Source organism: Streptomyces sp. NPDC047981 (assembly GCF_040653315.1).
Taxonomy (GTDB): domain Bacteria; phylum Actinomycetota; class Actinomycetes; order Streptomycetales; family Streptomycetaceae; genus Streptomyces.
The window spans coordinates 1-20,926 of record NZ_JBEZNQ010000109.1; the positions used below are offsets into that span (position 1 = coordinate 1).

The following is a 20,926-nucleotide window of genomic DNA, read 5'->3' on the forward strand; positions in this document are numbered from 1 at the left end:
ACCCCCCGCCGGCGGGCCCTTCCCCCCCCCCCCAAACCCACCCCCCCCCGGCAACCACCCCCCCGCCCCCACCGGGCGCCCGCGCGGCGATCGCCGCGCGGGCCCCTCGACGTTCTCCCGGCCCTGAAGGTCAGCCCTCGTCGGCCAGGATCAGGTACAGCTTCTTTCGGGCTTCGTTGATGACCTCGACGGCCTTCTGCCGCTGCTCGGTGCTGCCGGTCTTCCAGACCTGACCGAACGCCTCCATCAGACCGAAGCCGGCCTGCCGGATCTCGTTGACGGCTTCCCAGTCGACACCGCGCCCGGCCTCCTCCCACGGGGCGTCCGGCCCCGACTCGGCCTCGGTCCTGCCGGTGTCGGTGAGCGTGAACAGCTTCTTGCCGCCCTCGCTCTCGCTGGTGATCAGACCCTCGTCCTCGAGGAGCTGCAGGGTCGGGTAGACCGAGCCGGGGCTGGGCTTCCACGCCCCGCCGCTGCGCTCGCCGATCTCCTGGATCATCTCGTAGCCGTGCATCGGCCGGTCCTTCAGCAGCGCGAGGATCGAGGCGCGCACGTCACCGCGCCGCGCCCGCCCCCGGCCGCCTCCATGACCGCGCCCGCCGGGTCCTCCCCGGAACGGCCCGCCGCCGAACCCCGGCCCGAACGGGCCGAAGGCGGCGCGCCGCCGCTCGTCGTCACCGCGGAAGCCGCCCCAGCCGCGAGGTCCGGGTCCGCAGTCTCCATGTCCGTGTTCGTGTCCATGTGAACGCATCGCAACGCTCCTTCCATCGGGTTTGTATCGTCGAACGGTCGCGATGCCTCAACGATATATCGGAATACTTCGTTTGCCAATCCCGACCGAAAAGCACGGGACCGGAGCGCGGGCCGGCCGACAGACTGGCGCCCATGAACGCCACGGATCCCAAGGCAGACCTCCGCTTCTACCTCCAGTCCGCCCGCGACGCCCTGCTCTGGAAGCTCGACGGACTCTCCGAGTACGACGTCCGGCGCCCGATGACACCGACCGGCACCAACCTGCTGGGCATGGTGAAGCACGCGGCGAGCGTCGAGCTGGGCTACCTCGGGGACACCTTCGGCCGGCCCTCGAACGAGCCGCTGCCGTGGCTCGCGGACGGCGCCGAACCCAACGCGGACATGTGGGCGACCGCCGAGGAGTCGCGCGAGCGGATCGTGGGGCTCTACCGCCGGGCCTGGGCCCACGCGGACGCGACGATCGAGGCGCTGCCCCTCGACACGGTCGGCACCGTGCCCTGGTGGCCCGAGGGCAGGGACGAGGTGACGCTGCACCACGCCGTCGTCCGCGTCATCGCCGACACCCACCGCCACGCCGGGCACGCCGACATCATCCGCGAGCTCCTGGACGGCGCCGTGGGCATGAACGAGCGGAACACCAGCATTCCCCCGGGCGACACGGCGTGGTGGGAGGAGTACCGAGGCCGCCTGGAGCACGCCGCCCGGGAGGCCGACAAGAACGCCTGACGACTTGGCGACTCAGCGACGGACAGGCCGGCGGCGCCGGGGGGACACGAGACCCGCGCCGCCCCGCCCGGGGCCCCAGGCCCCCGGCACCCCGGTCCTCACCGGTCTCCACCCGTCCCCGGAGATCGGTCCAGTCCTCCGGAATTGGCCTTGGCCTGCCGCTTTCCCGTCACGGTACGGTCCGGTCCATGCGGATCCGAATCGTCGACGCCTTCACCGACCGCCCCTTCTCCGGCAACCCGGCAGGGGTCCTCCTCCTCGACTCCTTCCCCGACGACCACTGGCTCCAGAAGGTCGCCGCGGAGGTCAACCTCTCCGAGACGGCCTTCGCCCACCCCCTTCCCCCCGGTGGCGAGGCCGACTGGGCGCTGCGCTGGTTCACGCCGGTGGCCGAGGTCGACATGTGCGGCCACGCCACCCTCGCCGCCGCTCATGTCCTGCACACCACGGGAGCCGCGACCGGGACCGTCCGGTTCGCCGCCCGCTGCGGCATCCTGAGCGCGACGGCGGCGCCGGACGGCTCGATCACGATGGACTTCCCGACCTCGTCCCTCACCCCGATCGAGACCCCCGCCGGGCTCGAGAAGGCCCTCGGCGCCGAGATCGTCGCCGTGCACGACACCGCCGCCCACATCGGGGACCTGGTCGTCGAGCTGCGCGACGAGGCCGCCGTGCGCTCTCTGACGCCCGATCTCGCGACCCTGGCCGGCCTCGCCGAGCGCGGTGTCGTCGTCACCGCCGCCGCCGAACAGCCCGAGCGGGGCTACGACTTCGTCTCCCGCGCCTTCTTCCCCCGCCTCGGCATCGACGAGGACCCGGTCACCGGCAGCGCCCACACCGCGCTCGCGCCGCTCTGGTCCGCCCGTCTCGGCCGCGACGACCTCACCGGGTTCCAGGGCGGCGCCCGTACGGGCATCGTCTCCACCCGGCTGCGCGGCGACCGCACCCTGCTGACCGGCGACGCGGTGACGGTCATCGAAGGCGACCTGCGCGCCTGACGGTCCCCGCAGACGAGGAAGGGGCGTACGGCACCGGCCGTACGCCCCTTCCTGGCGTCCTACACGGTGGGCAGCCAGTCCACCCGCCCGGCCAGCAGCCCGTATCCCACGAAGGCCACGATGTCGAGCAGCGCGTGCGCCACCACCAGCGGGCCGACCCGGCCCCAGCGGCGGTAGAGGTAGACGAAGACGACCCCCATCACCACGTTGCCGATGAAGCCGCCGATGCCCTGGTAGAGGTGGTACGAGCCGCGCAGCACCGAACTCGCCATCAGCGCAGCCGTCGGCGACCACCCCAACTGCCCGAGCCGGCGCAGCAGATAGCCGACGACGATGACCTCCTCCACGACGGAGTTCTGCACCGCCGAGAGGATCAGCACCGGGTACTTCCACCACACGTCCGGCAGCGACTCGGGCACCACCGTCAGGTTGAATCCGGCACCCCGCGCCGCGAGGTAGAACGCGAGGCCCGCGCTGCCGATCCCGGCCGCGACCAGCGCGCCCCTGCCGAGGTCGGGCCAGGGCCGGGTGCGGTCGAAGCCGATCGACCGCATCCCCGCGCCCTCCCGCAGCAGCAGGTGCGCGACGAGCACGACCGGGACGAGCGCCGTGGCGATGCCGAAGAGCTGCCAGGCCAGATCGAGCCAGGGCCGCCCGGGCGCGTACGAACCGTTGAGCGTCGCCGCCTGCTCCTTCAGCCCGCCGGGCTTGGTCAGCGAACCGACGAAGCTGATCAGGGAGGACGCCGCGCTCGCGCCGAGCGACAGCGCCAGGACGATCAGGGTCTCGGACCGCAGGATCCCGCGCGGAAGGCCGCCGGGCGGCAGGGCATCAGGCACCACACGTTGATCCGACACCACACCTGTCTCCACTTCCCCATCGCGTTCCGGGTACGGAGATCATGCGTGACGGCCCCTGCCCCGCGCCATTCCGGTGCCGTACTCAGGGCTGGGCGAGCCCCACCGGCCAGCGGTGCACCGGCTCGCCGCCCCGCATCAGCTCGGCGTAGCGGCGGGTCGTGGCCGCGAGGGCGGCATCGCGGTCCAGGCCGGAGGCGAGCGCCCGGTGGAAGGTGTCGACCTGCCAGGACGCCCCGTTGACCCGTCCCCGGCACCGTTCCTCGATGACACCGAGGTAGAAGTCGCGGTCGGCAGGCTCGACGTGCCAGGCGTCGAGCCCGGCCGCCGCGAGCGGAAGCAGTTCGTCGAGGACCAGACGTACGGCCGGCACGGCGGCCACTGCGCCCGAGCGCCCGGGGCGCGGCCAGCGCAGCTCCGCGTCGATGCCGTGCCGGCACGCGGTGTCGAAGTTCGCGGCGGCGTCCTCGAAGGGCAGCCGCTTCCAGACGGGCCGGGAGTCCTCGGCGAGCGCCCGCACCAGGCCGTAGTAGAAGGCCGCGTTGGCGACGACGTCGGTGACGGTCGGCCCGGCGGGCAGCACCCGGTTCTCCACCCGCAGATGCGGGACGCCGTCGACCCAGCCGTACACGGGCCGGTTCCAGCGGTACACGGTCCCGTTGTGCAGGACCAGCTCCTGCAGCCGCGGCACGCCGCCCTCGTCCAGGACGCGGAGCGGATCCTCGTCGTCGCAGATCGGCAGGAGGGCGGGGAAGTACCGGAGGTTCTCCTCGAAGAGGTCGTACGCGGAGTCCACCCACCGCTCCCCGAACCAGGTCCGCGGCCGCACCCCCTGGGCCTGGAGCTCCGGCGGCCGGGTGTCGGTCGCCTGGGTGAAGAGCGGCGGCCTGGACTCCCGCCACAGCTCCCGGCCGAAGAGGAACGGGGAGTTGGCGCCGACGGCGATCTGGACCGCCGCCACGGCCTGCGCCGCGTTCCACACGGCGGCGAACCGGGCGGGCGTGACCTGGAGGTGCAACTGCACGGACGTACAGGCCGCCTCGGGCACGATGGACGTGGCCGTGCAGGTCAGCTGCTCGACGCCATGGATGTCGAGGGTGAAGTCCTCGCCCCGGGCGGCGACGATCTGATCGTTGAGCAGCGTGTAACGGTCGACTGCGGAGAGGTTCTCGGAGACGAGATCGCCTTGGGCGAGCGTCGGCAGTATTCCGATCATGACGACGCCCGCGTCGAGTTCACGCGCCTTGCGATCGGCATATCCCAAGCCGGTCCTGAGTTCCTCCGCGAGCCGATCGAAAACGCGCCCTCCGAGTCGATGCGGGGCGATGTTCACTTCGAGATTGAACATTCCCAGTTCGGTCTGGAAATCCGAGCTGGCGATGCGTTCGAGGACGGCTCCGTTGACCATCCTGGGCATGCCGTCGGCGCCCGCGAGATTGAGTTCGATCTCGAGTCCCATCAGATTCCTCGGCCGGTCGAACCTCTTCTCCGCCAGGAGCCTCGCAAGACCCGCCAGACACTGCTGGAGCTTCCTGCGGTATCGCTGCCGATCGGACAGGTCGAACCCGTCCGCCACGACCTTCTCCCCCATGGAAGCTTCCCTCCCGATCGGGCGGCCACGGCGACGGCCGCGCGCGTCACGGACGATGATGCCCACGCGATTGATCCATAACGCCTGCGGACCGCCCTCGTTGAACGATAGGCTGGATCGAGCAATCCCCCGGCACCTCCCAGAGTCATCCGGCAACGGACATATTCCGCAGCCATATTCACCGAAAGCATGGGGTCGATATCCGGCCGTCCACTCCGGTGAAGTCCGCGCAGGCAGAAGACCGGCGCGCGTCGCAAATACGATGAATCGCCGCCGGAGCGAGACCGGATGAGGCCTTGCGCGCAATATTGGCGACCGCTAGCGGAAACACCGTGTGAACACGTCTCGTATAAACTCCGCGAACGAGGCAGAGTGTTGGCACCCGGCCATGACATCCATGGCTTCACGGCCCCTCCGGCCCGGCAGCCCACAGCGCCGTCGTACCTGCCCACGCGTCACCGTGTCTCCTGAGCGAGAGGCGACCCATCATGCTTCGACCCTCCCCGGCCCCCGCGCCGGCCCTGCGCAGTGTCCTCGCGGCCCTCGGTTCCCCCACCGCCGTCCGCGAGGCACGAACTCCCGCCCTGCGTGCGGCCCAGGGGCCACTGAGCCCCGAGCTGCCCCTGCCCGTCCACGTCCTCGACGTACGGGACCAGGTCGTCGACGTACGGGACCAGGTCCTCCCGCCCGGGCAGGCGCCGCGCACGCGGCTGGCCGGCTGGCGCTTCCTGATCCGAGGCACCGACCGGGCGATCGCCGCCGCCGACACGATGCTCACCCCCGACGGCTGGTCCTTCTCGCACTTCTTCGAAGGCCCCTACGTCACCGCCACCGAACGGGCGCTGCTGCAGGCCGAGGCGCTGCCCACGACGTACCAGCCCCGGCTGCTGTCCGTACCGGAGTTGTACATGCTGACCCTCTGGCTGCACGGCGACACGGAGTCCGACGGCACGTCCTCCGCGCCCGACCCGGCGGACCTGCTGATCCCGCTCGCCCCGGCACCGCCCGGCATCGCGGCGAACCAGCCGCACCTGGTCGCCGACCTGCTGCCCGTGCTCACCCTGCGGCTTGCTCCCCCGCCGCTCTTCGGCACCCCGGCGCCCGCCTGAGCGGGTCTCCCGGAACGTATCGCGCCCCGCGCGCCCACCCGGCCGCGGGGCGCGCTGCTGCCCGAGCGAGCACGCGGGGGAGGAAGGACCGTTGCCGAACGACCGTCTCGAACACCCCCTCCCCTTACGGGCTAGCCCATCAGGGCTACCCCGAACCACCCGAAGAGACCGCCCAGTTGAGCTGAACCGCCCGCGCGGGTGATACGTCTTCATGCAGTAGGAAGAGCTGCCGCGAAATACCTGCGGATCGCCGTCCGTGGGGGAACACTGGACCAACCGAACCGACAACGGGGGGCGGCCATGAGCACCGAACCGAGCCGCAGGACGACAGACTCACTCACCACGACGCAGCGAAAGAACCCATCCATGTGCCAGCACCAGCCTGCCTGTCCCACCGCCGAATCCGCCGACCGGGAGGCGGCCCGCATGACGGCGCACCATCCGGAGCAGGGCTGGAGCCTGCTGTGCAACGGGGTCCTGCTCTTCGAGGACACCGGTGAACTGCTGCCGGACGGCCAGATCATCGCCCCGCACCGCCCGCTGACGACGGGCCGGGTGACGACCGCCGCCTGACTTCGGGCCGGCGTGCCCGGGGCACGACACGTACGAGGGAACGCGCACACGAAAGGGCCGGCCCGGAGAGAACTCTCCGAACCGGCCCTGACTCATGCCGATATCAGTGGTCGTACTCGTCCAGCGGCGGGCAGGAGCAGACCAGGTTGCGGTCGCCGAACGCGCCGTCGATCCGGCGGACCGGCGGCCAGTACTTGTCCGCGGGCGAGACACCGGCCGGGAAGACCGCCTCGTCACGGGTGTACGGGTGGTTCCACTCGCCACCGAGCGCGGCGGCCGTGTGCGGGGCGTTGGCCAGCGGGTTGTCCCCGGCCGGCCACTCGCCCGACGCGACCTTCTCGATCTCGCCGCGGATCGCGATCATCGTGTCGCAGAAGCGGTCGATCTCGGCGAGGTCCTCGGACTCGGTCGGCTCGATCATCAGCGTGCCGGCCACCGGGAACGACATCGTCGGCGCGTGGAAGCCGTAGTCGATCAGGCGCTTGGCGATGTCGTCGACGCTGACGCCGGTCGCCTTGGACAGCGGGCGCAGGTCGACGATGCACTCGTGGGCGACGAGCCCGGCCGGACCGGTGTACAGCACCGGGTAGTGCGGCTCCAGGCGCTTGGCGATGTAGTTCGCCGCCAGGACGGCCACCTGCGTGGCGCGCTTGAGGCCCTCGCCGCCCATCAGGCGCACGTACGACCAGGAGATCGGCAGGATGCCGGCCGAGCCCCACGGGGCGGCCGAGATCGGGCCGACGCCCGTCTCGGGACCGGCGGTCGGCTGCAGCGGGTGGTTCGGCAGGTACGGCGCGAGGTGCGCGCGCACACCGACCGGTCCGACGCCGGGACCGCCACCGCCGTGCGGGATGCAGAAGGTCTTGTGCAGGTTGAGGTGCGAGACGTCGCCGCCGAACTTGCCGGGCTTGGCGAGCCCGACGAGTGCGTTGAGGTTGGCGCCGTCGACGTAGACCTGGCCGCCGGCCTCGTGGACCTCGGCGCAGATGTCGGCGACGTGCTCCTCGAACACACCGTGCGTGGACGGGTAGGTGATCATCAGCACGGACAGCTCGTCGCGGTACTGCGCGATCTTGGCGCGCAGGTCGGTGACGTCGACCTCGCCGTCGTCGGCGGTCTTGACGACGACGACCTTCATGCCGGCCATCACCGCGGAGGCGGCGTTGGTGCCGTGCGCGGAGGACGGGATCAGGCAGACGGTGCGCTGCTCGTCGCCGTTGGCGCGGTGGTAGGCGCGGACGGCCAGCAGACCGGCCAGCTCGCCCTGCGAACCGGCGTTGGGCTGGATCGACACCTTGTCGTAGCCGGTGACCTCGGCGAGACGCTCCTCGAGCTCGGTGATGAGCGTGAGGTAGCCCTGGGCCTGCTCGACCGGGGCGAAGGGGTGCATCTGGCCGAACTCGGGCCAGGTCACCGGCTCCATCTCGGTGGTCGCGTTCAGCTTCATCGTGCAGGAGCCGAGCGGGATCATGCCGCGGTCGAGCGCGTAGTCGCGGTCGGCGAGCCGGCGCAGGTAGCGCAGCATCGACGTCTCGGAGCGGTGCGCGTGGAAGACCGGGTGCGTGAGGTACGCGTCGGAGCGCAGCAGCCCGGCGGGCAGCACGTCCTCGCCGGCCGAGTCCAGGGCCTCGATGTCGGCGTCGACGCCGAAGGCGGCCCAGACGGCGGCGATCTGCGCGCGCCCGGTGGTCTCGTCGCAGGAGGCAGAGACGTGGTCGGCGTCGACGAGGTACAGGTTGACGCCGGCCTCGCGGGCCGCGGCGACGGCCTCGGCGGCCTTGCCGGGGACGCGGACGGTGACGGTGTCGAAGAAGGAGCCGTGGACGACCTCCACGCCACCGGCGGTGAGGCCGGCGGCGAGAACGGAGGCGTACCGGTGGACGCGCTGAGCGATCTGCTTCAGCCCGTCGGGCCCGTGGTAGACGGCGTACATGCCGGCCATGACGGCGAGCAGCACCTGCGCGGTGCAGATGTTGCTGGTGGCCTTCTCGCGGCGGATGTGCTGCTCGCGGGTCTGCAGGGCCAGGCGGTAGGCGCGGTTGCCGTCGGCGTCGACGGAGACGCCGACCAGGCGGCCGGGCAGCGAGCGGGCGTGCTTGTCCTGGACGGCCATGTAGCCGGCGTGCGGCCCGCCGAAGCCCATGGGCACGCCGAACCGCTGGGTGGTGCCGACGGCGATGTCGGCCCCGAGGGAACCGGGCGAGGTCAGCAGCGTCAGCGCGAGCAGATCGGCGGCAACGGTGACGATCGCGCCGAGCTCGTGGGCGGCGTCGATCAGCGGCTTGATGTCCCGCACGGCACCGGAGGCGCCCGGGTACTGGAGCAGCACGCCGAAGACCCCGCGCTCGGCGACCTCGGCGGGGATGCCCGCCGAGAGGTCGGCGACGACGACCTCGACACCGGTCGGCTCGGCGCGGGTCTCGATGACGGCGATGGTCTGCGGCAGCGCGTCGGCGTCGACGAGGAAGACCCCGTTCTTGACCTTGCCGACACGGCGGGAGAGCGCCATGGCCTCGGCGGCGGCGGTGCCCTCGTCGAGCAGCGAGGCGCCGGAGGTCGGCAGGCCGGTGAGGTCGGCGACCACGGTCTGGAAGTTGAGCAGCGCCTCGAGCCGACCCTGCGAGATCTCGGGCTGGTACGGCGTGTAGGCGGTGTACCAGGCCGGGTTCTCCATGACGTTCCGCAGAATCACCGGCGGCGTGAAGGTCCCGTAGTAGCCGAGACCGATCATCGGCGCGAGCACCTGGTTGCGGTCGGCGAGCTCACGCAGCTCGGCGAGCACCTCGGCCTCGGTACGGGCAGCGGGCAGGCCGAGGGCCTCGGCGTTCTTGATCACGTCCGGCACGGCGGCGGCCGTCAGCTCGTCGAGCGAGCCGTAGCCGACCTGCGCGAGCATCTTGGCCCGGGCTTCGGCGTCGGGCCCGATGTGCCGCTGCTCGAACGGGATGCCCTGTTCGAGCTCGGAGAGCGAAATGCGGTTGGCGGTCATGTACGGAGGCCTCCTGGTCGTCACGACCTGCGAGGGACACCACGGCGCGGGTGCCCGGACGGCCTCCCCCTCTGTCATCTCAACCTGAGAGCTTCACCGGCAGACCAAAGGCCCGCCGGCTTTCACCGTCGGTGAGAGCGGACGCCGTCGGACCTCCGCTCTGCTTTCCAGAGTGACCTCGTCCATGCGGTACCGGGTGCCTGAGAGATTCCGGGGAGGATTTGCTCCTTCGGCGCCTCCGAAAGGTTTCTCCGGAGGACTCTCCCGCACGGGGTCGACAGCCACAGCCAGCCTACCAGCGCGGTTCCGTCTTCCATCGCTCAAGTGGCCGACATCCCAGATGTGCACTTTCGTATTCTTTGTAGGTCTTCAACGAGCAGCTGCGACCAGTTGGAGGGACCGTGCAGACCGACATCGATCCGCGCAGCCTGATCGGCCGCAAGGCGTTCGACTGCAACGGCCACAAGATCGGCACCGTGGACGAGGTGTACCTGGACGACGCGACGGGGGTCCCCGAATGGGCGGCGGTCCGCACGGGTCTCTTCGGCCGCGACGCCTTCGTCCCCCTGGAGCCGAGCGAACTGGTCGACGACGCCCTCCACATCCCGTACGAACGCGCCCTGATCAAGGACGCCCCGGACTTCGGCGTGGGCCGCCACCTGTCCCCGGAACAAGAACTCCAGCTCTACCGCCACTACAGCCTTGCCCTCCCGCCCCCACCACCCCCGGACCACGACTTCGGCCGCCTGGCAGGCCACGACGACACATGACCGCCGAGGGACCGACGGCGCCCCTACCAGGCCAACCGCACCCAGCCACACACGGGAAGCCCCGCCGAAGGCGCCCAGCCACGCACGAACGAGCACCCGCAAACCCTGCCGCCCCCGCCGCACGGGCAGGCGACGCACCCACCTCCCGAGCCCGCCGACGGCGCTCAGCCACACACAGGAGCACCCGCACCTCTGCCCATCCAGTCGCACGGGTGGTGCGGGTGGGAACCCCAGCCCGGCCGCAGGCCGGGCGCACCCCCTAGGCGACCGCCGCCGCCCCGCTCCCTCCCCCGACCAGCGGCAACGGCTCCCCCTCCACCAACTCCGGATCGTCGACGAGGAACGTCCGCACCCTCCCCGGCGCCGACCCCGGCTCCTCGAAGCGCACGGTGACCCGCCCCACCCCGCTCCCCTGCACCCACCCGGCCCCGTACACGGCATGCCGTACGTCGTGCCCGGGCGCAAACCGCCGCGAGCCGGCCGCGGCCGACTCCTCCGCCGTAGCCGCCTCGGGGGCAGCCACCTCCTCCACCGCGCCGGGGTCCCGAGACTCCTCCGCGGCCTCCGCCGCCTCCGCCTGCGCGAACAGGTCCTCCTGCGTGTAGTCCGCGAGCCCGCTCACCCCCACCCCCAGCAGCCGCACCCCGCCCGTGGTGTCGACGCCCTCCAGCAGCCGCCCCGCAGCCTCCCGCACCACCAGCGGGTCGTCCGTCGGGCCCCGCAGGGTCTCCGACCGCGTCAGGGTCGAGAAGTCGAAGCGCCGCACCTTCAGCACGATCGTCCGCCCCGAGTGCCCCGAGGCGCGCAGCCGCCCCACACACCGCTCGGCCAGCCGCTCCACCTCGATCCGGATCCGCACCCGATCGTGCAGGTCCACGTCGAAGGTGTCCTCGACCGACACCGACTTGGCGTCCCGCTCGGCCACCACGGGCCGATCGTCGTACCCCTGGGCCATCCGGTACAGCGACGCTCCGTGTGCCCGCCCCAGCAGCCGTACGAGCTCGTCCTCACCGGCCTCCGCGAGGTCCGACACCGTCGTCATCCCGGCCCGCCGCAGATGCTCCCCCGTGGCCGGCCCCACCCCCGGCAGGATCCGCACGGACTTCGGCCCGAGCAGCTCGCGCTCGGTCCCGGGCTCTATGAGCACCAGGCCGTCGGGCTTGGCCTCCTCGGAGGCGATCTTGGCCAGCATCTTGGACCCCGCGAGCCCCACCGACCCCGTCAGCCCCGTGGTGCCGAGAATGTCCCTGCGCAGCCGCTCACCGGCCTCCCGCGCCGTCCCGGTGTCATCGGCCACACCCCCGGCCTCCAGGTCCACAAAGGCCTCGTCCAGGCTCAGCGGCTCCACGAGCGGCGAGAGCTGCCCCAGCAGCTCCATGACCTGCTCGCTGATCGACCGGTAGAAACCGAAGCGCGGCACGAGATAGGCGGCGTTCGGCGCGAGCCTGCGGGCCTGTGCCATCGGCATCGCCGAGTGCACCCCGAACCTCCGCGCCTCGTACGACGCCGTGGCCACGACCCCGCGCGGACCGAGCCCTCCGACGACCACCGGCTTCCCGCGCAGACTCGGCTTCGCCGCCTGCTCGGCGGCGGCGAAGAAGGCATCCATGTCGAGATGCAGAATCGTCGGCGCGGTTCTCACACTCCGATGCTGCCCCACGCCACTGACAATCGGCCCGCACTCCCGTACGGCCGCGCCAGAAGCAGGCAGCCCCCGGTGCTCAGACCGCCCGGTCGCGCCGCCGTCGGGCGAGTTCGTCGCCCGGGTTGTGCCCGATGAGGGTCTCGCCGGTGTCGACGCGCTCCCCATGCAGCTGGGACAGCGCCGCCTCGACATCCCGCCACACGACGCCCACGGCGATGCCGAAGACGCCCTGACCACCCTGGAGCAGGTCCACGACCTCGTCGGGCGACGAGCACTCGTACACCGTCGCCCCGTCGCTCATCAGGGTCATCCGCTCCAGGTCACGGAAGCCGCGCGCCCGCAGATGCTGGACGGCCGCCCGGATGTTCTGCAGCGCGACCCCGGTGTCCAGGAAACGCTTGACGATCTTCAGGACGACGACGTCACGGAAGCTGTAGAGCCGCTGCGTCCCGGACCCGTACGCGGGCCGCACGCTCGGCTCGACGAGCCCCGTGCGTGCCCAGTAGTCCAACTGGCGGTAGGTGATCCCCGCCGCCGCGCACGCGGTCGGCCCCCGATACCCCACCGTGTCCGTGCCGGCCGAAGCGTCCACCGCCGGACTGCCGTGAAGCGGATACGGACCGCTCTCCACGGGCGCGCGCCCGAGGGAGCCCCCTGCCGTACCGTCGCCGCTGCTCATCACGCCGACCCTCCGTCCTTGACCTGCCCACACGAAGGTAGGCAGTCACTTGGGGTGCGTCAACGATCGCCACACTCGGCACGCCGAGTGATAATCACCCTGAGAGTGGTTTCCCGTGTCCCTCTCCGGGGAAAGGGTCTCCGAATGCGCTGCCTGTGCCCCGCGCACGACGGCCGAAACCTCACTCCCGGCACGGCCCTGCCCGGCCCGCGACACCTCCGCACACCGGGCACGACACGTCGCACGGCTACGTCACTGGCTGCTGGACCCGAAGTCCTCGGGAGAGATCTGGTCGAGGAACTCGCGGAACTTCTCCACCTCGTCCTCCTGCTCGTCCGGAATCGCGATACCGGCGTCGTCCAGCACGCCGTCACTGCCGTAGATCGGCGTCCCGGTGCGCAGGGCCAGCGCTATCGCGTCGGACGGCCTGGCGCTCACCTCGACGCCGCTGGCGAAGACCAGCTCCGCGTAGAAGACACCTTCACGGAGGTCGGTGATGCGGACCTCGGTGAGCTCCTGGCCCACCGCCTCAAGGACATCCTTGAAAAGGTCGTGCGTCAGCGGCCTGGCAGGGGCCATGCCCTGCTGCGCGAAGGCGATCGCGGTCGCCTCCCCCGGTCCGATCCAGATGGGGAGGTACCGATCGCCTCCCACTTCACGCAGGAGCACGATCGGTTGGTTGGAGGGCATTTCCACCCGGACACCCACAACGTCGAGCTCGTTCACACAGCAACCCTAGGACGTGCCCGACCGGTTTGGGTAGTCGGGCCCCGACAAGATCACTGCAACCGGAGCCCCAGGGCGGTCTGGACCAGTGCCGCGTGCAGCCGTACGGAGAGCCCTGCGAGCTCCTTCGCGGTCGCCTCCGCATGGGCTCTGGTCTGCGGGTTACGGTGCCGGCGCAGCGGCGCCACCATCTGCTCGACGAGCCCCGCCTCCCGGTCGGCGGCCGCTTTGACCGCCCGCAGATGCCGAGGTTCCAGACCGAATCTCCCCAGATCCGCGACAAGCCTGGCGACGGTCACCGCCTCGGCGTCGTAGCCGCCCTCGGGCCCGGCGGTGAGGAGTCCGTACGACTCCCACTCCACGAGCTCGGCCTCCGTGACCTCTGCGGCCGCGAGCAGCTCGGCCCGCCCCACCCGGGCGGCGGTCGGACGATCGCCCTCCGGGTCCCAGGCACCGTCCAGCAGGTCCCGCTGGGGAGTGGGAGCCGGCAGCCTGACCTGCTCACCCCGGGCGAGGGCGTCGAGATGCTCGCGGATGACCTTCAGTGGAAGATAGTGATCACGCTGCATCCGCAGGATCTGGGCGAGCCGCTCCACGTCCTGCGGGCTGAACTTCCGGTACCCGGAGGCCGTCCGCCGGGGCTCGACGAGCCCCTCGGCCTCCAGGAACCGGATTTTCGAGATGGTCACTTCGGGAAACTCGTCGCGCAGCTGGTTCAGCACCGTCCCGATGCTGACCAGCCGGTCGCCCGCAGCGGCGGCACCGTGACCGGTACCACCCGTCGGAGTTCGCAACATGGACCTTCCCTGAAGTTCCCGAGGCGTCACACGCCTCGCTGGCTCGAGTAGAAGACCAGCCGGTACTTGCCGATCTGCACCTCGTCGCCCGCGGACAGAACCACCGAGTCGATCGGCTCACGGTTCACGTACGTGCCGTTGAGGCTGCCGACGTCGGCGACCGTGAAGCTGCCGTCGGGCGCCCGCCGGAACTCCACGTGGCGCCGTGACACGGTCACGTCGTCGAGGAAGATGTCGCTCTGCGGGTGACGGCCGGCCGTGGTCAGCTCGCTGTCCAGCAGGAATCGGCTCCCCGAGTTCGGTCCCCGGCGCACCACCAGGAGCGCCGATCCGGCCGGCAGCGCCTCGACGGCCGCCAGCGCCTCGGGCGACAGGTTCGGCAGCTGCGTCTGACCGGTCACCTCGGCGTCGTACGCCTCAAGACCGGAGATCGAGATCGTCGACGTCGTCTCGGACGGACGCTCCACGTTCGCCCCGCCGCGCAGCGGAGTGCCGCAGTGGGAGCAGAAACGGCTGTCCGCGGCATTGCGGTGACCGCACCTCGTACACACCGGCATGGACGCGTCCTCCCGCCGCGGCTGACCCGCGGAGGTCTGGGTCGCGTACGGGTCGGGGGTGAACCCTCCACCCGTACTTGAGGTTGATGGTTCTCCGAAACCTATGCGCCCGGCACCGGCAGGGTCAACAGACGACGCGCCCTCGCCGCCGACCTCGTCACGGAAGAGCGGGCGTTCGCCGCCCTGCTCCTCCTCGCTCTGGGCGTGGCGCGGCGCGCGGTGCTTGGCGTTGCCGCCGTCCTCGCGTGCGCTCTTGCCGAACAACTTCGCAAAAAAACTCACGGGCGATTCCCCTTGACCGAAACAGACCCGCCCGTGGGGCAGGACGAACCCTGAATGAACACACCTGCCGACCCGGACATCCTCACAACGTCCGTATCCACCCGACAGTTTCCACCACGCACCACCCTTGTGGTGCGGCGACCCCCCGCAACGCCATCCCCATGTCGCGCGGCTGCCATGTGCCCCCGCCTCACTGCGAGGACGACTGAGCGTAGTCAGGCCGCTTCGCAGGTCGCAAGGCATCCACGACGATCTTCTGGGACCGGGCCACGGTCGCGGTGGCCTGCTCCTTCTCCAGCGTCTGCACGACGCCACCGGGGATGTTGAGCGCGGGCTCGAGATCCTCGGGCTTGCCGATGACCTTGAAGACGTACGGAGCGGTCACCTTCGTTCCATCGATCTCTATGTCAGCGCCACTTCCTGTGAAGTAGCTGTCCGCGACCACCCGCACATCGTTGATCTGGATCGCCTCGGCGCCCGCGGCACGGAGCTCCTGGATCGCGTCGAGCAGCATGTCCGACTCGACCGCCGCCTCCGCCCCGCGGACGGTGAGCGTGATCCCCGGGCCTTCCGCAGCGACAGTTCCGGCCAGAATCCCGAGCTGGCGCTCCTTCTCCTGGGTCTGCTTGCGGGCCTCCTCGGCCTGGTCCGAGCTGGACTCCAACTCCGAGCGCTGGGTCTCCAGCCGGGCCTTCTCGTCCTCCAGGCGCTGCGTCCGGTCGTCGAGCTCGTCCAGGATGCGGACCAGGTCCTCCTGGCGGGCGCCGCGCAGCGCGCTGTTGTCACTGGTGGAACGGACCTGGATCGCGAGGCCCAGGCCGAGGACGAACAGCAGCAGGGCGACGATGAGTTGGGCCCGGCTCACCCGCGGCGGCCACAGGCCGGCGGCCAGCCGCTGCCGCCCCGTCTGCTGCGAACCGGACGGCTGCGGCGCGGTCGGCTGCGTCTCGGGCCCGTCGGCGGGAGCGGCGCCGGGAGCGGACGGCTCCGCCGGCTTCGACCGGTCGTCGTCGGGGTTCTCTGGGGTTCCCGGGTTCACGTCGTTGCTCATCGGCGTCACGCCCGGAAGACGTGCCGCCGGATGGCGGCCGCGTTGGAGAAGATCCGGATGCCGAGCACGACGACCACACCCGTCGACAGCTGCGCGCCGACACCCAGCTTGTCACCGAGGAAGACGATCAGCGCCGCCACCACCACGTTCGACAGGAAGGAGACCACGAAGACCTTGTCGACGAAGATCCCGTCGAGCATGGCCCGCAGGCCGCCGAAGACGGCGTCGAGGGCGGCGACCACGGCGATCGGAAGATAGGGCTCGACCACCGCCGGAACCTCGGGACGGACCAACAGTCCGACCACGACTCCCACGATCAGGCCCAGTACGGCGATCAAGATGTGCCCTTCCCTGTGTCGGCCGTGGCCCGCCCGGTGGCCTTGGCCGCCCCGGCTCCCCTCGGCTCTGCTGTACGTACGATCAGGCTCGGCGCGGCCGGCAGACGTACCTCGGCCTCGGCCGAGATGCTCGTACGGATTCCGAAGTTCTCCTGCAGCGCGTGCAGATACTGCCCGTCGGCGCTGTCCTGGAACGCGGTGCTCAGGCGCTGCCCGTCCCCCACCGCGAGAACGGTGTACGGCGGGACCAGCGGCTTGTTGTCGACCAGTATGGCGTCGCCCGCCGCACGGATCGCGGACAGCGACGTCAGCCGCTGACCGTTGATCGAGACGGCCTCGGCGCCCGACTCCCACAGCCCGTTCACGACCCGCTGCATGTCGCGGTCGCGGACCCGCCCGGTGTCGGAGAATCCGCTGCTCTCCCGGGGACCCCCGCCGCCGCTCTCGGTGTCCTTGGCGTCGTCGACGACGAGCTTCACACCCGGGCCGCGCACCGGCGTCGCACCGGAGAGCAGCGCCACCAACTCGGCCTGGTCACCACCGTGCTGTTCGAGCGCCCTGCGCTGCCGCTCCCCGACCTCGACCCGGATCTTCTCGACGTCCTCCTCCAGCCTGTCGGCCGCGGAGGTGTCCGCCTCGATCCGGTCGATGAGTTCCTGCCGCTCCTTGGCGACGACCGGGGCGGAGATCCGCGCCTCGGCCGCACCCACGGTCACCACGGCGGCCGCCAGGACGAGGCCCGCCGCGAGGCCCAGCTTGGCCCGGAGCGTACGGGGAAGTCCGCCGCCCTCGGCGGCGCGCCGGGCCGAGGCCTCGGCGTAGCCGTCGTCGAGCGCGTGGTCCATCACGTTGTTCAGCAGCGACATGGACGCGTCCGGGCGCGGCGGTGGTGTTCCGGTGCTCCGAACGGGGGGCTGCTGCGACATGCCGCACATCGTCGCACGTCGGGGCTGCTACCGCCGAATGGCCCCACCGCCGGGCCGGGCGGTGTCCGGCGGACACCACCCGGCTCAGCGGCCCCAATGGTTCAGTGACCTGCGCTGTCGACCACGTTCGACCACTCGTCGAGCAGCGCCTGGGCGGAGGTGTCGTCGGGTCCCTCGGCCCACAGATGGGTGACGGCCTCGGCCGGGTCGGGCAGCACCATCACCCACCGCCCGTCGGCCTCGACGACCCGCACGCCGTCGGTGGTGTCCACGGACCGCTCACCGGCCGCCTCCACCACTCGCCGCATCACGAGACCCTTCACCGCCCACGGCGTCGCGACATCCCTCCGCAGGACATGCGCCCGCGGGATGCGGGCGTCGATCTGGCTCAGCGTGAGCTGTGTCCGCGCGACGAGCCCGAGGAGCCTGACGAACGCGGCGGACCCGTCGAAGACGCTGCTGAACTCGGGAATGATGAATCCGCCGCGCCCGTCACCACCGAAGATCGTCGACTCCTCACGCCCGACCCTGGTCAGATCGTCCGGCGAGGTCGTCGTCCACTCCACCTGTGTGCCGTGGTACGCCGCCACCTGCTCGGCGATCCGCGTGGTCGTCACCGGCAGCGCCACCCGTCCCGAACGCCGCTCGGCGGCCACGAGATCGAGCATCACGAGGAGCGAGCGATCGTCCTCGATGATCCGGCCCCGCTCGTCGACGAGGGACAGCCGCTCACCCACCGGATCGAACCGCACCCCGAACGCGGCCCGCGCCGAGGCGACGATCTCCCCGAGCCGTACGAGCCCGGCCCGCCGGGTCTCCGCCGACTCGGTCGGCCGCGCCTCGTCGAGCCCCGGGTTGATCGTCAACGAATCCACCTGGAGCCGGCCGAGCAGGCTCGGCAGAACGAGCCCCGCGCTGCCGTTGGACGCGTCGACAACGACCTTCAGTCCCGCCTCCGCGATCCCTGAGATATCGACATTCCGCAGCAACGAACCGGTGTACGAGTCGAAGACGCTCGCCGGGAAGGAGAGATCACCGATCTCGCCCGGGAACGCCCGCCGGTACTCCTGTCGTGCGAAGACCCGGTCCAGCTTGCGCTGTCCGGCCTGCGAGAGATCGGCTCCGCGCTCGTCGAAGAACATGATGTCGACGGAGTCCGGCACACCGGGCGAGGTCCGCAGCATGATCCCGCCCGCGCTCCCCCGAGCGGTCTGCTGCCGTGCCACCGGAAGCGGCACGTTCTCCAGGTCGCGTACGTCGATGGCACTGGCCTGGAGCGCCGAGATCACGGCCCGTTTCAGGGCACGCGCGCCCCTGGAGTGGTCACGCGCGGTGGTGACCGTCGCGCCCTTCTTCAACGTCGTCGCGTACGCGCCCGCGAGCCTGACGGCAAGCTCGGGCGTGATCTCCACATTCAGGATCCCGGAGACTCCACGCGCCCCGAAGAGATGCGCCTGCCCGCGCGACTCCCAGATGACGGAGGTGTTGACGAAGGCGCCGGCCTCGATGGTCTTGAAGGGATAGACCCGGACGTTGCCCTGAACGATCGATTCCTCACCGACCAGGCACTCGTCCCCGATGACGGCACCGTCCTCGATCCGGGCCGCCCGCATGATGTCGGTGTTCTTCCCGATGACGCAGCCGCGGAGATTGCTCTGCTGTCCGATGTAGACGTTGTCGTGGATCACGGCCTTGTGCAGGAACGCGCCACTCTTGACGACGACGTTCGACCCGATGACGGTGTGCTCGCGCACCTCCGCGCCGGCCTCGACCTTCGCGTAGTCGCCGATGTAGAGCGGCCCGCGCAGCACGGCCTCGGGGTGCACCTCGGCGCCTTCGGCGACCCACACGCCCGGCGAGATCTCGAAGCCGTCGATGTCGACCTGGACCTTGCCCTCAAGCACGTCGGCCTGGGCCTTGACGTAGCTCTCGTGGGTACCGACGTCCTCCCAGTAGCCCTCGGCGATATAGCCGTAGATCGGCTTGCCCTCCTTCATGAGTTGAGGGAAGACATCACCCGACCAGTCCACCGAGACATCGGCCTGGACGTAGTCGAAGACCTCGGGCTCCATGACGTAGATGCCCGTGTTCACGGTGTCCGAGAAGACCTGTCCCCAGGTCGGCTTCTCCAGGAACCGCTCGACCTTCCCCTCCTCGTCGACGATCGTGATGCCGAATTCCAGCGGATTCGGCACACGGGTCAGACAGACGGTGACCAGGGCGCCCTTCTCCTTGTGGAAGGCGATCAGGTCGGTCAGATCGAAGTCGGTGAGTGCGTCCCCCGAGATGACGACGAAGGCGTCGTCCTTCAACGCCTCCTCGGCATTCTTCACACTCCCCGCGGTACCGAGCGGTTTCTCCTCGTTGGCATACGTGAGCTCCATTCCGAGCTCTTCGCCGTCACCGAAGTAGTTCCTGACCAGCGAGGCGAGAAACTGCACGGTCACGACGGTCTCGGTGAGACCGTGCCTCTTGAGCAGTCGCAGGACATGCTCCATGATCGGCCGGTTCGCCACCGGCAGGAGAGGCTTGGGCATGCTCGAGGTCATGGGGCGAAGTCGGGTTCCTTCGCCACCGGCCATCACGACGGCCTTCATGTCGGAAGCGTCCTCCTTGAAGAGACGACGGTCCTGCCGACTTCACCCTGTCCGCTCAGTGGGCCTCGGGAGTCCTCGTTCGTGCCGGCGACGCTGCACGGCACAGGACAGGCGGGCTCAATCGGCCGCGGTATCCGCCTTCACGAGTCGACGGACCTGGACCACGTAGAGGATCCCTGCCCACCAATACAGAGTTGTACCCCATCCGGCGAAGGCCCACCCGAAAACTTCGGCGAGTGACGAAAGCCAGCCCGTTCCGTCACTGAGCAGCAGCAAGGGGAACGCGTACATCAGGTTGAATGTCGCAGCTTTACCCAGGAAGTTCACCTGCGGCGGCGGATACCCGTGCCTGCGGAGGATTCCTACCATGACCAGCAGCATCAGCTCGCGGGCGAAAAGGGCGAGGGTGAGCCAGAGCGGCAGGATCTCGCGCCAGGTCAGCCCGATGAGGGTGGAAACGATGTACAGCCGGTCAGCGGCCGGGTCGAGCAGCCGGCCGAGGCTGCTGATCTGGTTCCAGCGCCGGGCGAGCTTCCCGTCGAGATAGTCGCTGACGCCACTCAGCATCAGGACGAGCAGAGCCCAGCCATCGCTGTTGGGACCGCCGAACACGGGGCGGAGAATCAGCCACAGGAAGAGCGGCACACCCACCAGCCGAGCCATGCTCAGGATGTTGGGGATGGTGAGGACCCGGTCCGTCTGAACGCGAGTCTCCTGGACCTCCACCCGGGGGCCTCCTGTGGGAACGTGCGAATGATGCCCCCTGACCTTACCCTCAGCCACGACACCCGGATGCACAGGGGGCAGCAACCCCCTCGTGAACGCAAAAATGCCTCAACCCCCGGACCAGGTCCGGGGGTTGAGGCTAATGATTGTTCGGCGGCGTCCTACTCTCCCACAGGGTCCCCCCTGCAGTACCATCGGCGCTGAAAGGCTTAGCTTCCGGGTTCGGAATGTAACCG

The 20,926-nt window shown here is 70.3% G+C and carries 19 protein-coding genes, 1 rRNA gene and 1 riboswitch; of the genes, 5 read left to right on the top strand and 15 right to left on the bottom strand.

From position 1 onward, the window contains the following. Positions 1-130: 130 nt before the first annotated feature. Positions 131-751, bottom strand: a complete 621-nt coding sequence (locus AB0E14_RS36065) for a PadR family transcriptional regulator (protein WP_362428494.1) — start codon at positions 749-751, stop codon at positions 131-133. Between the two features lie 134 nt (positions 752-885). Here AB0E14_RS36065 and AB0E14_RS36070 point away from each other — a divergent pair, with 134 nt between their 5' ends. Next, positions 886-1,479, top strand: coding sequence for a DinB family protein (locus tag AB0E14_RS36070; protein ID WP_362428497.1), 594 nt, complete (start codon positions 886-888; stop codon positions 1,477-1,479). A gap of 188 nt (positions 1,480-1,667) precedes the next feature. Further along, positions 1,668-2,477, top strand: a complete 810-nt coding sequence (locus tag AB0E14_RS36075) for a PhzF family phenazine biosynthesis protein (RefSeq protein ID WP_362428500.1) — start codon at positions 1,668-1,670, stop codon at positions 2,475-2,477. A gap of 59 nt (positions 2,478-2,536) precedes the next feature. On the opposite strand, the gene AB0E14_RS36080 is transcribed toward AB0E14_RS36075, so the two are convergent. Both AB0E14_RS36080 and AB0E14_RS36085 read right to left on the bottom strand, forming a co-directional pair. After that, positions 2,537-3,316: a CPBP family intramembrane glutamic endopeptidase gene (locus AB0E14_RS36080; RefSeq protein ID WP_362428539.1), complete on the bottom strand. Its 780-nt coding sequence runs from the start codon at positions 3,314-3,316 to the stop codon at positions 2,537-2,539. A gap of 103 nt (positions 3,317-3,419) precedes the next feature. Continuing rightward, entirely contained in the window at positions 3,420-4,925 is a 1,506-nt protein-coding gene (locus AB0E14_RS36085) for a glutamate-cysteine ligase family protein (RefSeq protein ID WP_362428503.1), read from the bottom strand. A 488-nt stretch (positions 4,926-5,413) separates the two neighbouring features. Here AB0E14_RS36085 and AB0E14_RS36090 point away from each other — a divergent pair, with 488 nt between their 5' ends. Continuing rightward, positions 5,414-6,034, top strand: coding sequence for a hypothetical protein (locus tag AB0E14_RS36090; protein ID WP_362428506.1), 621 nt, complete (start codon positions 5,414-5,416; stop codon positions 6,032-6,034). A gap of 366 nt (positions 6,035-6,400) precedes the next feature. After that, positions 6,401-6,607, top strand: a complete 207-nt coding sequence (locus AB0E14_RS36095; protein WP_361969845.1) for a DUF5999 family protein — start codon at positions 6,401-6,403, stop codon at positions 6,605-6,607. A 103-nt stretch (positions 6,608-6,710) separates the two neighbouring features. Here the strand turns inward: AB0E14_RS36095 and gcvP are convergent, their stop codons facing one another. Next, positions 6,711-9,596 carry an aminomethyl-transferring glycine dehydrogenase gene (gene gcvP / locus AB0E14_RS36100; RefSeq protein ID WP_362428511.1) on the bottom strand — a complete coding sequence of 962 codons (2,886 nt, stop codon included), beginning with the start codon at positions 9,594-9,596 and terminating at the stop codon, positions 6,711-6,713. Positions 9,597-9,773: 177 nt separating this feature from the next. Then, positions 9,774-9,873, bottom strand: a riboswitch (glycine riboswitch). A 124-nt stretch (positions 9,874-9,997) separates the two neighbouring features. Here gcvP and AB0E14_RS36105 point away from each other — a divergent pair. Next, positions 9,998-10,366 carry a PRC-barrel domain-containing protein gene (locus AB0E14_RS36105; protein ID WP_362428514.1) on the top strand — a complete coding sequence of 123 codons (369 nt, stop codon included), beginning with the start codon at positions 9,998-10,000 and terminating at the stop codon, positions 10,364-10,366. A 259-nt stretch (positions 10,367-10,625) separates the two neighbouring features. Here the strand turns inward: AB0E14_RS36105 and AB0E14_RS36110 are convergent, their stop codons facing one another. From AB0E14_RS36110 to rrf, 11 genes are all read right to left on the bottom strand, one after another. After that, positions 10,626-12,008, bottom strand: a complete 1,383-nt coding sequence (locus AB0E14_RS36110) for a DNA polymerase IV (RefSeq protein ID WP_362428517.1) — start codon at positions 12,006-12,008, stop codon at positions 10,626-10,628. A gap of 79 nt (positions 12,009-12,087) precedes the next feature. Continuing rightward, positions 12,088-12,690 (bottom strand): MerR family transcriptional regulator, encoded by a 603-nt coding sequence (locus AB0E14_RS36115; RefSeq protein WP_362428520.1) that lies wholly within the window; start codon positions 12,688-12,690, stop codon positions 12,088-12,090. Between the two features lie 252 nt (positions 12,691-12,942). Continuing rightward, the gene (locus tag AB0E14_RS36120; protein WP_026281837.1) at positions 12,943-13,416 is read right to left on the bottom strand and encodes a bifunctional nuclease family protein; all 474 of its coding nucleotides are present in this window, start codon (positions 13,414-13,416) and stop codon (positions 12,943-12,945) included. A gap of 53 nt (positions 13,417-13,469) precedes the next feature. Next, positions 13,470-14,213: a MerR family transcriptional regulator gene (locus tag AB0E14_RS36125; protein WP_362428524.1), complete on the bottom strand. Its 744-nt coding sequence runs from the start codon at positions 14,211-14,213 to the stop codon at positions 13,470-13,472. A gap of 26 nt (positions 14,214-14,239) precedes the next feature. Beyond that, positions 14,240-15,160, bottom strand: a complete 921-nt coding sequence (locus AB0E14_RS36130; RefSeq protein WP_362428542.1) for an FHA domain-containing protein — start codon at positions 15,158-15,160, stop codon at positions 14,240-14,242. Between the two features lie 82 nt (positions 15,161-15,242). Continuing rightward, positions 15,243-16,103, bottom strand: a complete 861-nt coding sequence (locus AB0E14_RS36135) for a DUF881 domain-containing protein (protein ID WP_362428527.1) — start codon at positions 16,101-16,103, stop codon at positions 15,243-15,245. Between the two features lie 5 nt (positions 16,104-16,108). Further along, positions 16,109-16,441: a small basic family protein gene (locus AB0E14_RS36140; RefSeq protein ID WP_015032176.1), complete on the bottom strand. Its 333-nt coding sequence runs from the start codon at positions 16,439-16,441 to the stop codon at positions 16,109-16,111. Continuing rightward, positions 16,438-17,367 (bottom strand): DUF881 domain-containing protein, encoded by a 930-nt coding sequence (locus AB0E14_RS36145; protein ID WP_362428530.1) that lies wholly within the window; start codon positions 17,365-17,367, stop codon positions 16,438-16,440. Before AB0E14_RS36145 ends, AB0E14_RS36140 begins: the two co-directional genes overlap by 4 nt. Before the next feature lie 101 nt (positions 17,368-17,468). Next, on the bottom strand, positions 17,469-19,964 hold the full coding sequence (locus tag AB0E14_RS36150; protein ID WP_362428533.1) for a mannose-1-phosphate guanyltransferase: 2,496 nt from the start codon (positions 19,962-19,964) through the stop codon (positions 17,469-17,471). A 117-nt stretch (positions 19,965-20,081) separates the two neighbouring features. Next, a complete protein-coding gene (locus AB0E14_RS36155; protein ID WP_362428536.1) occupies positions 20,082-20,690 on the bottom strand; it encodes a CDP-alcohol phosphatidyltransferase family protein in 609 nt (202 codons plus the stop codon). 148 nt (positions 20,691-20,838) lie between these two features. Then, positions 20,839-20,926: ribosomal RNA gene (rrf, locus tag AB0E14_RS36160) — 5S ribosomal RNA — on the bottom strand; the annotation flags it as partial.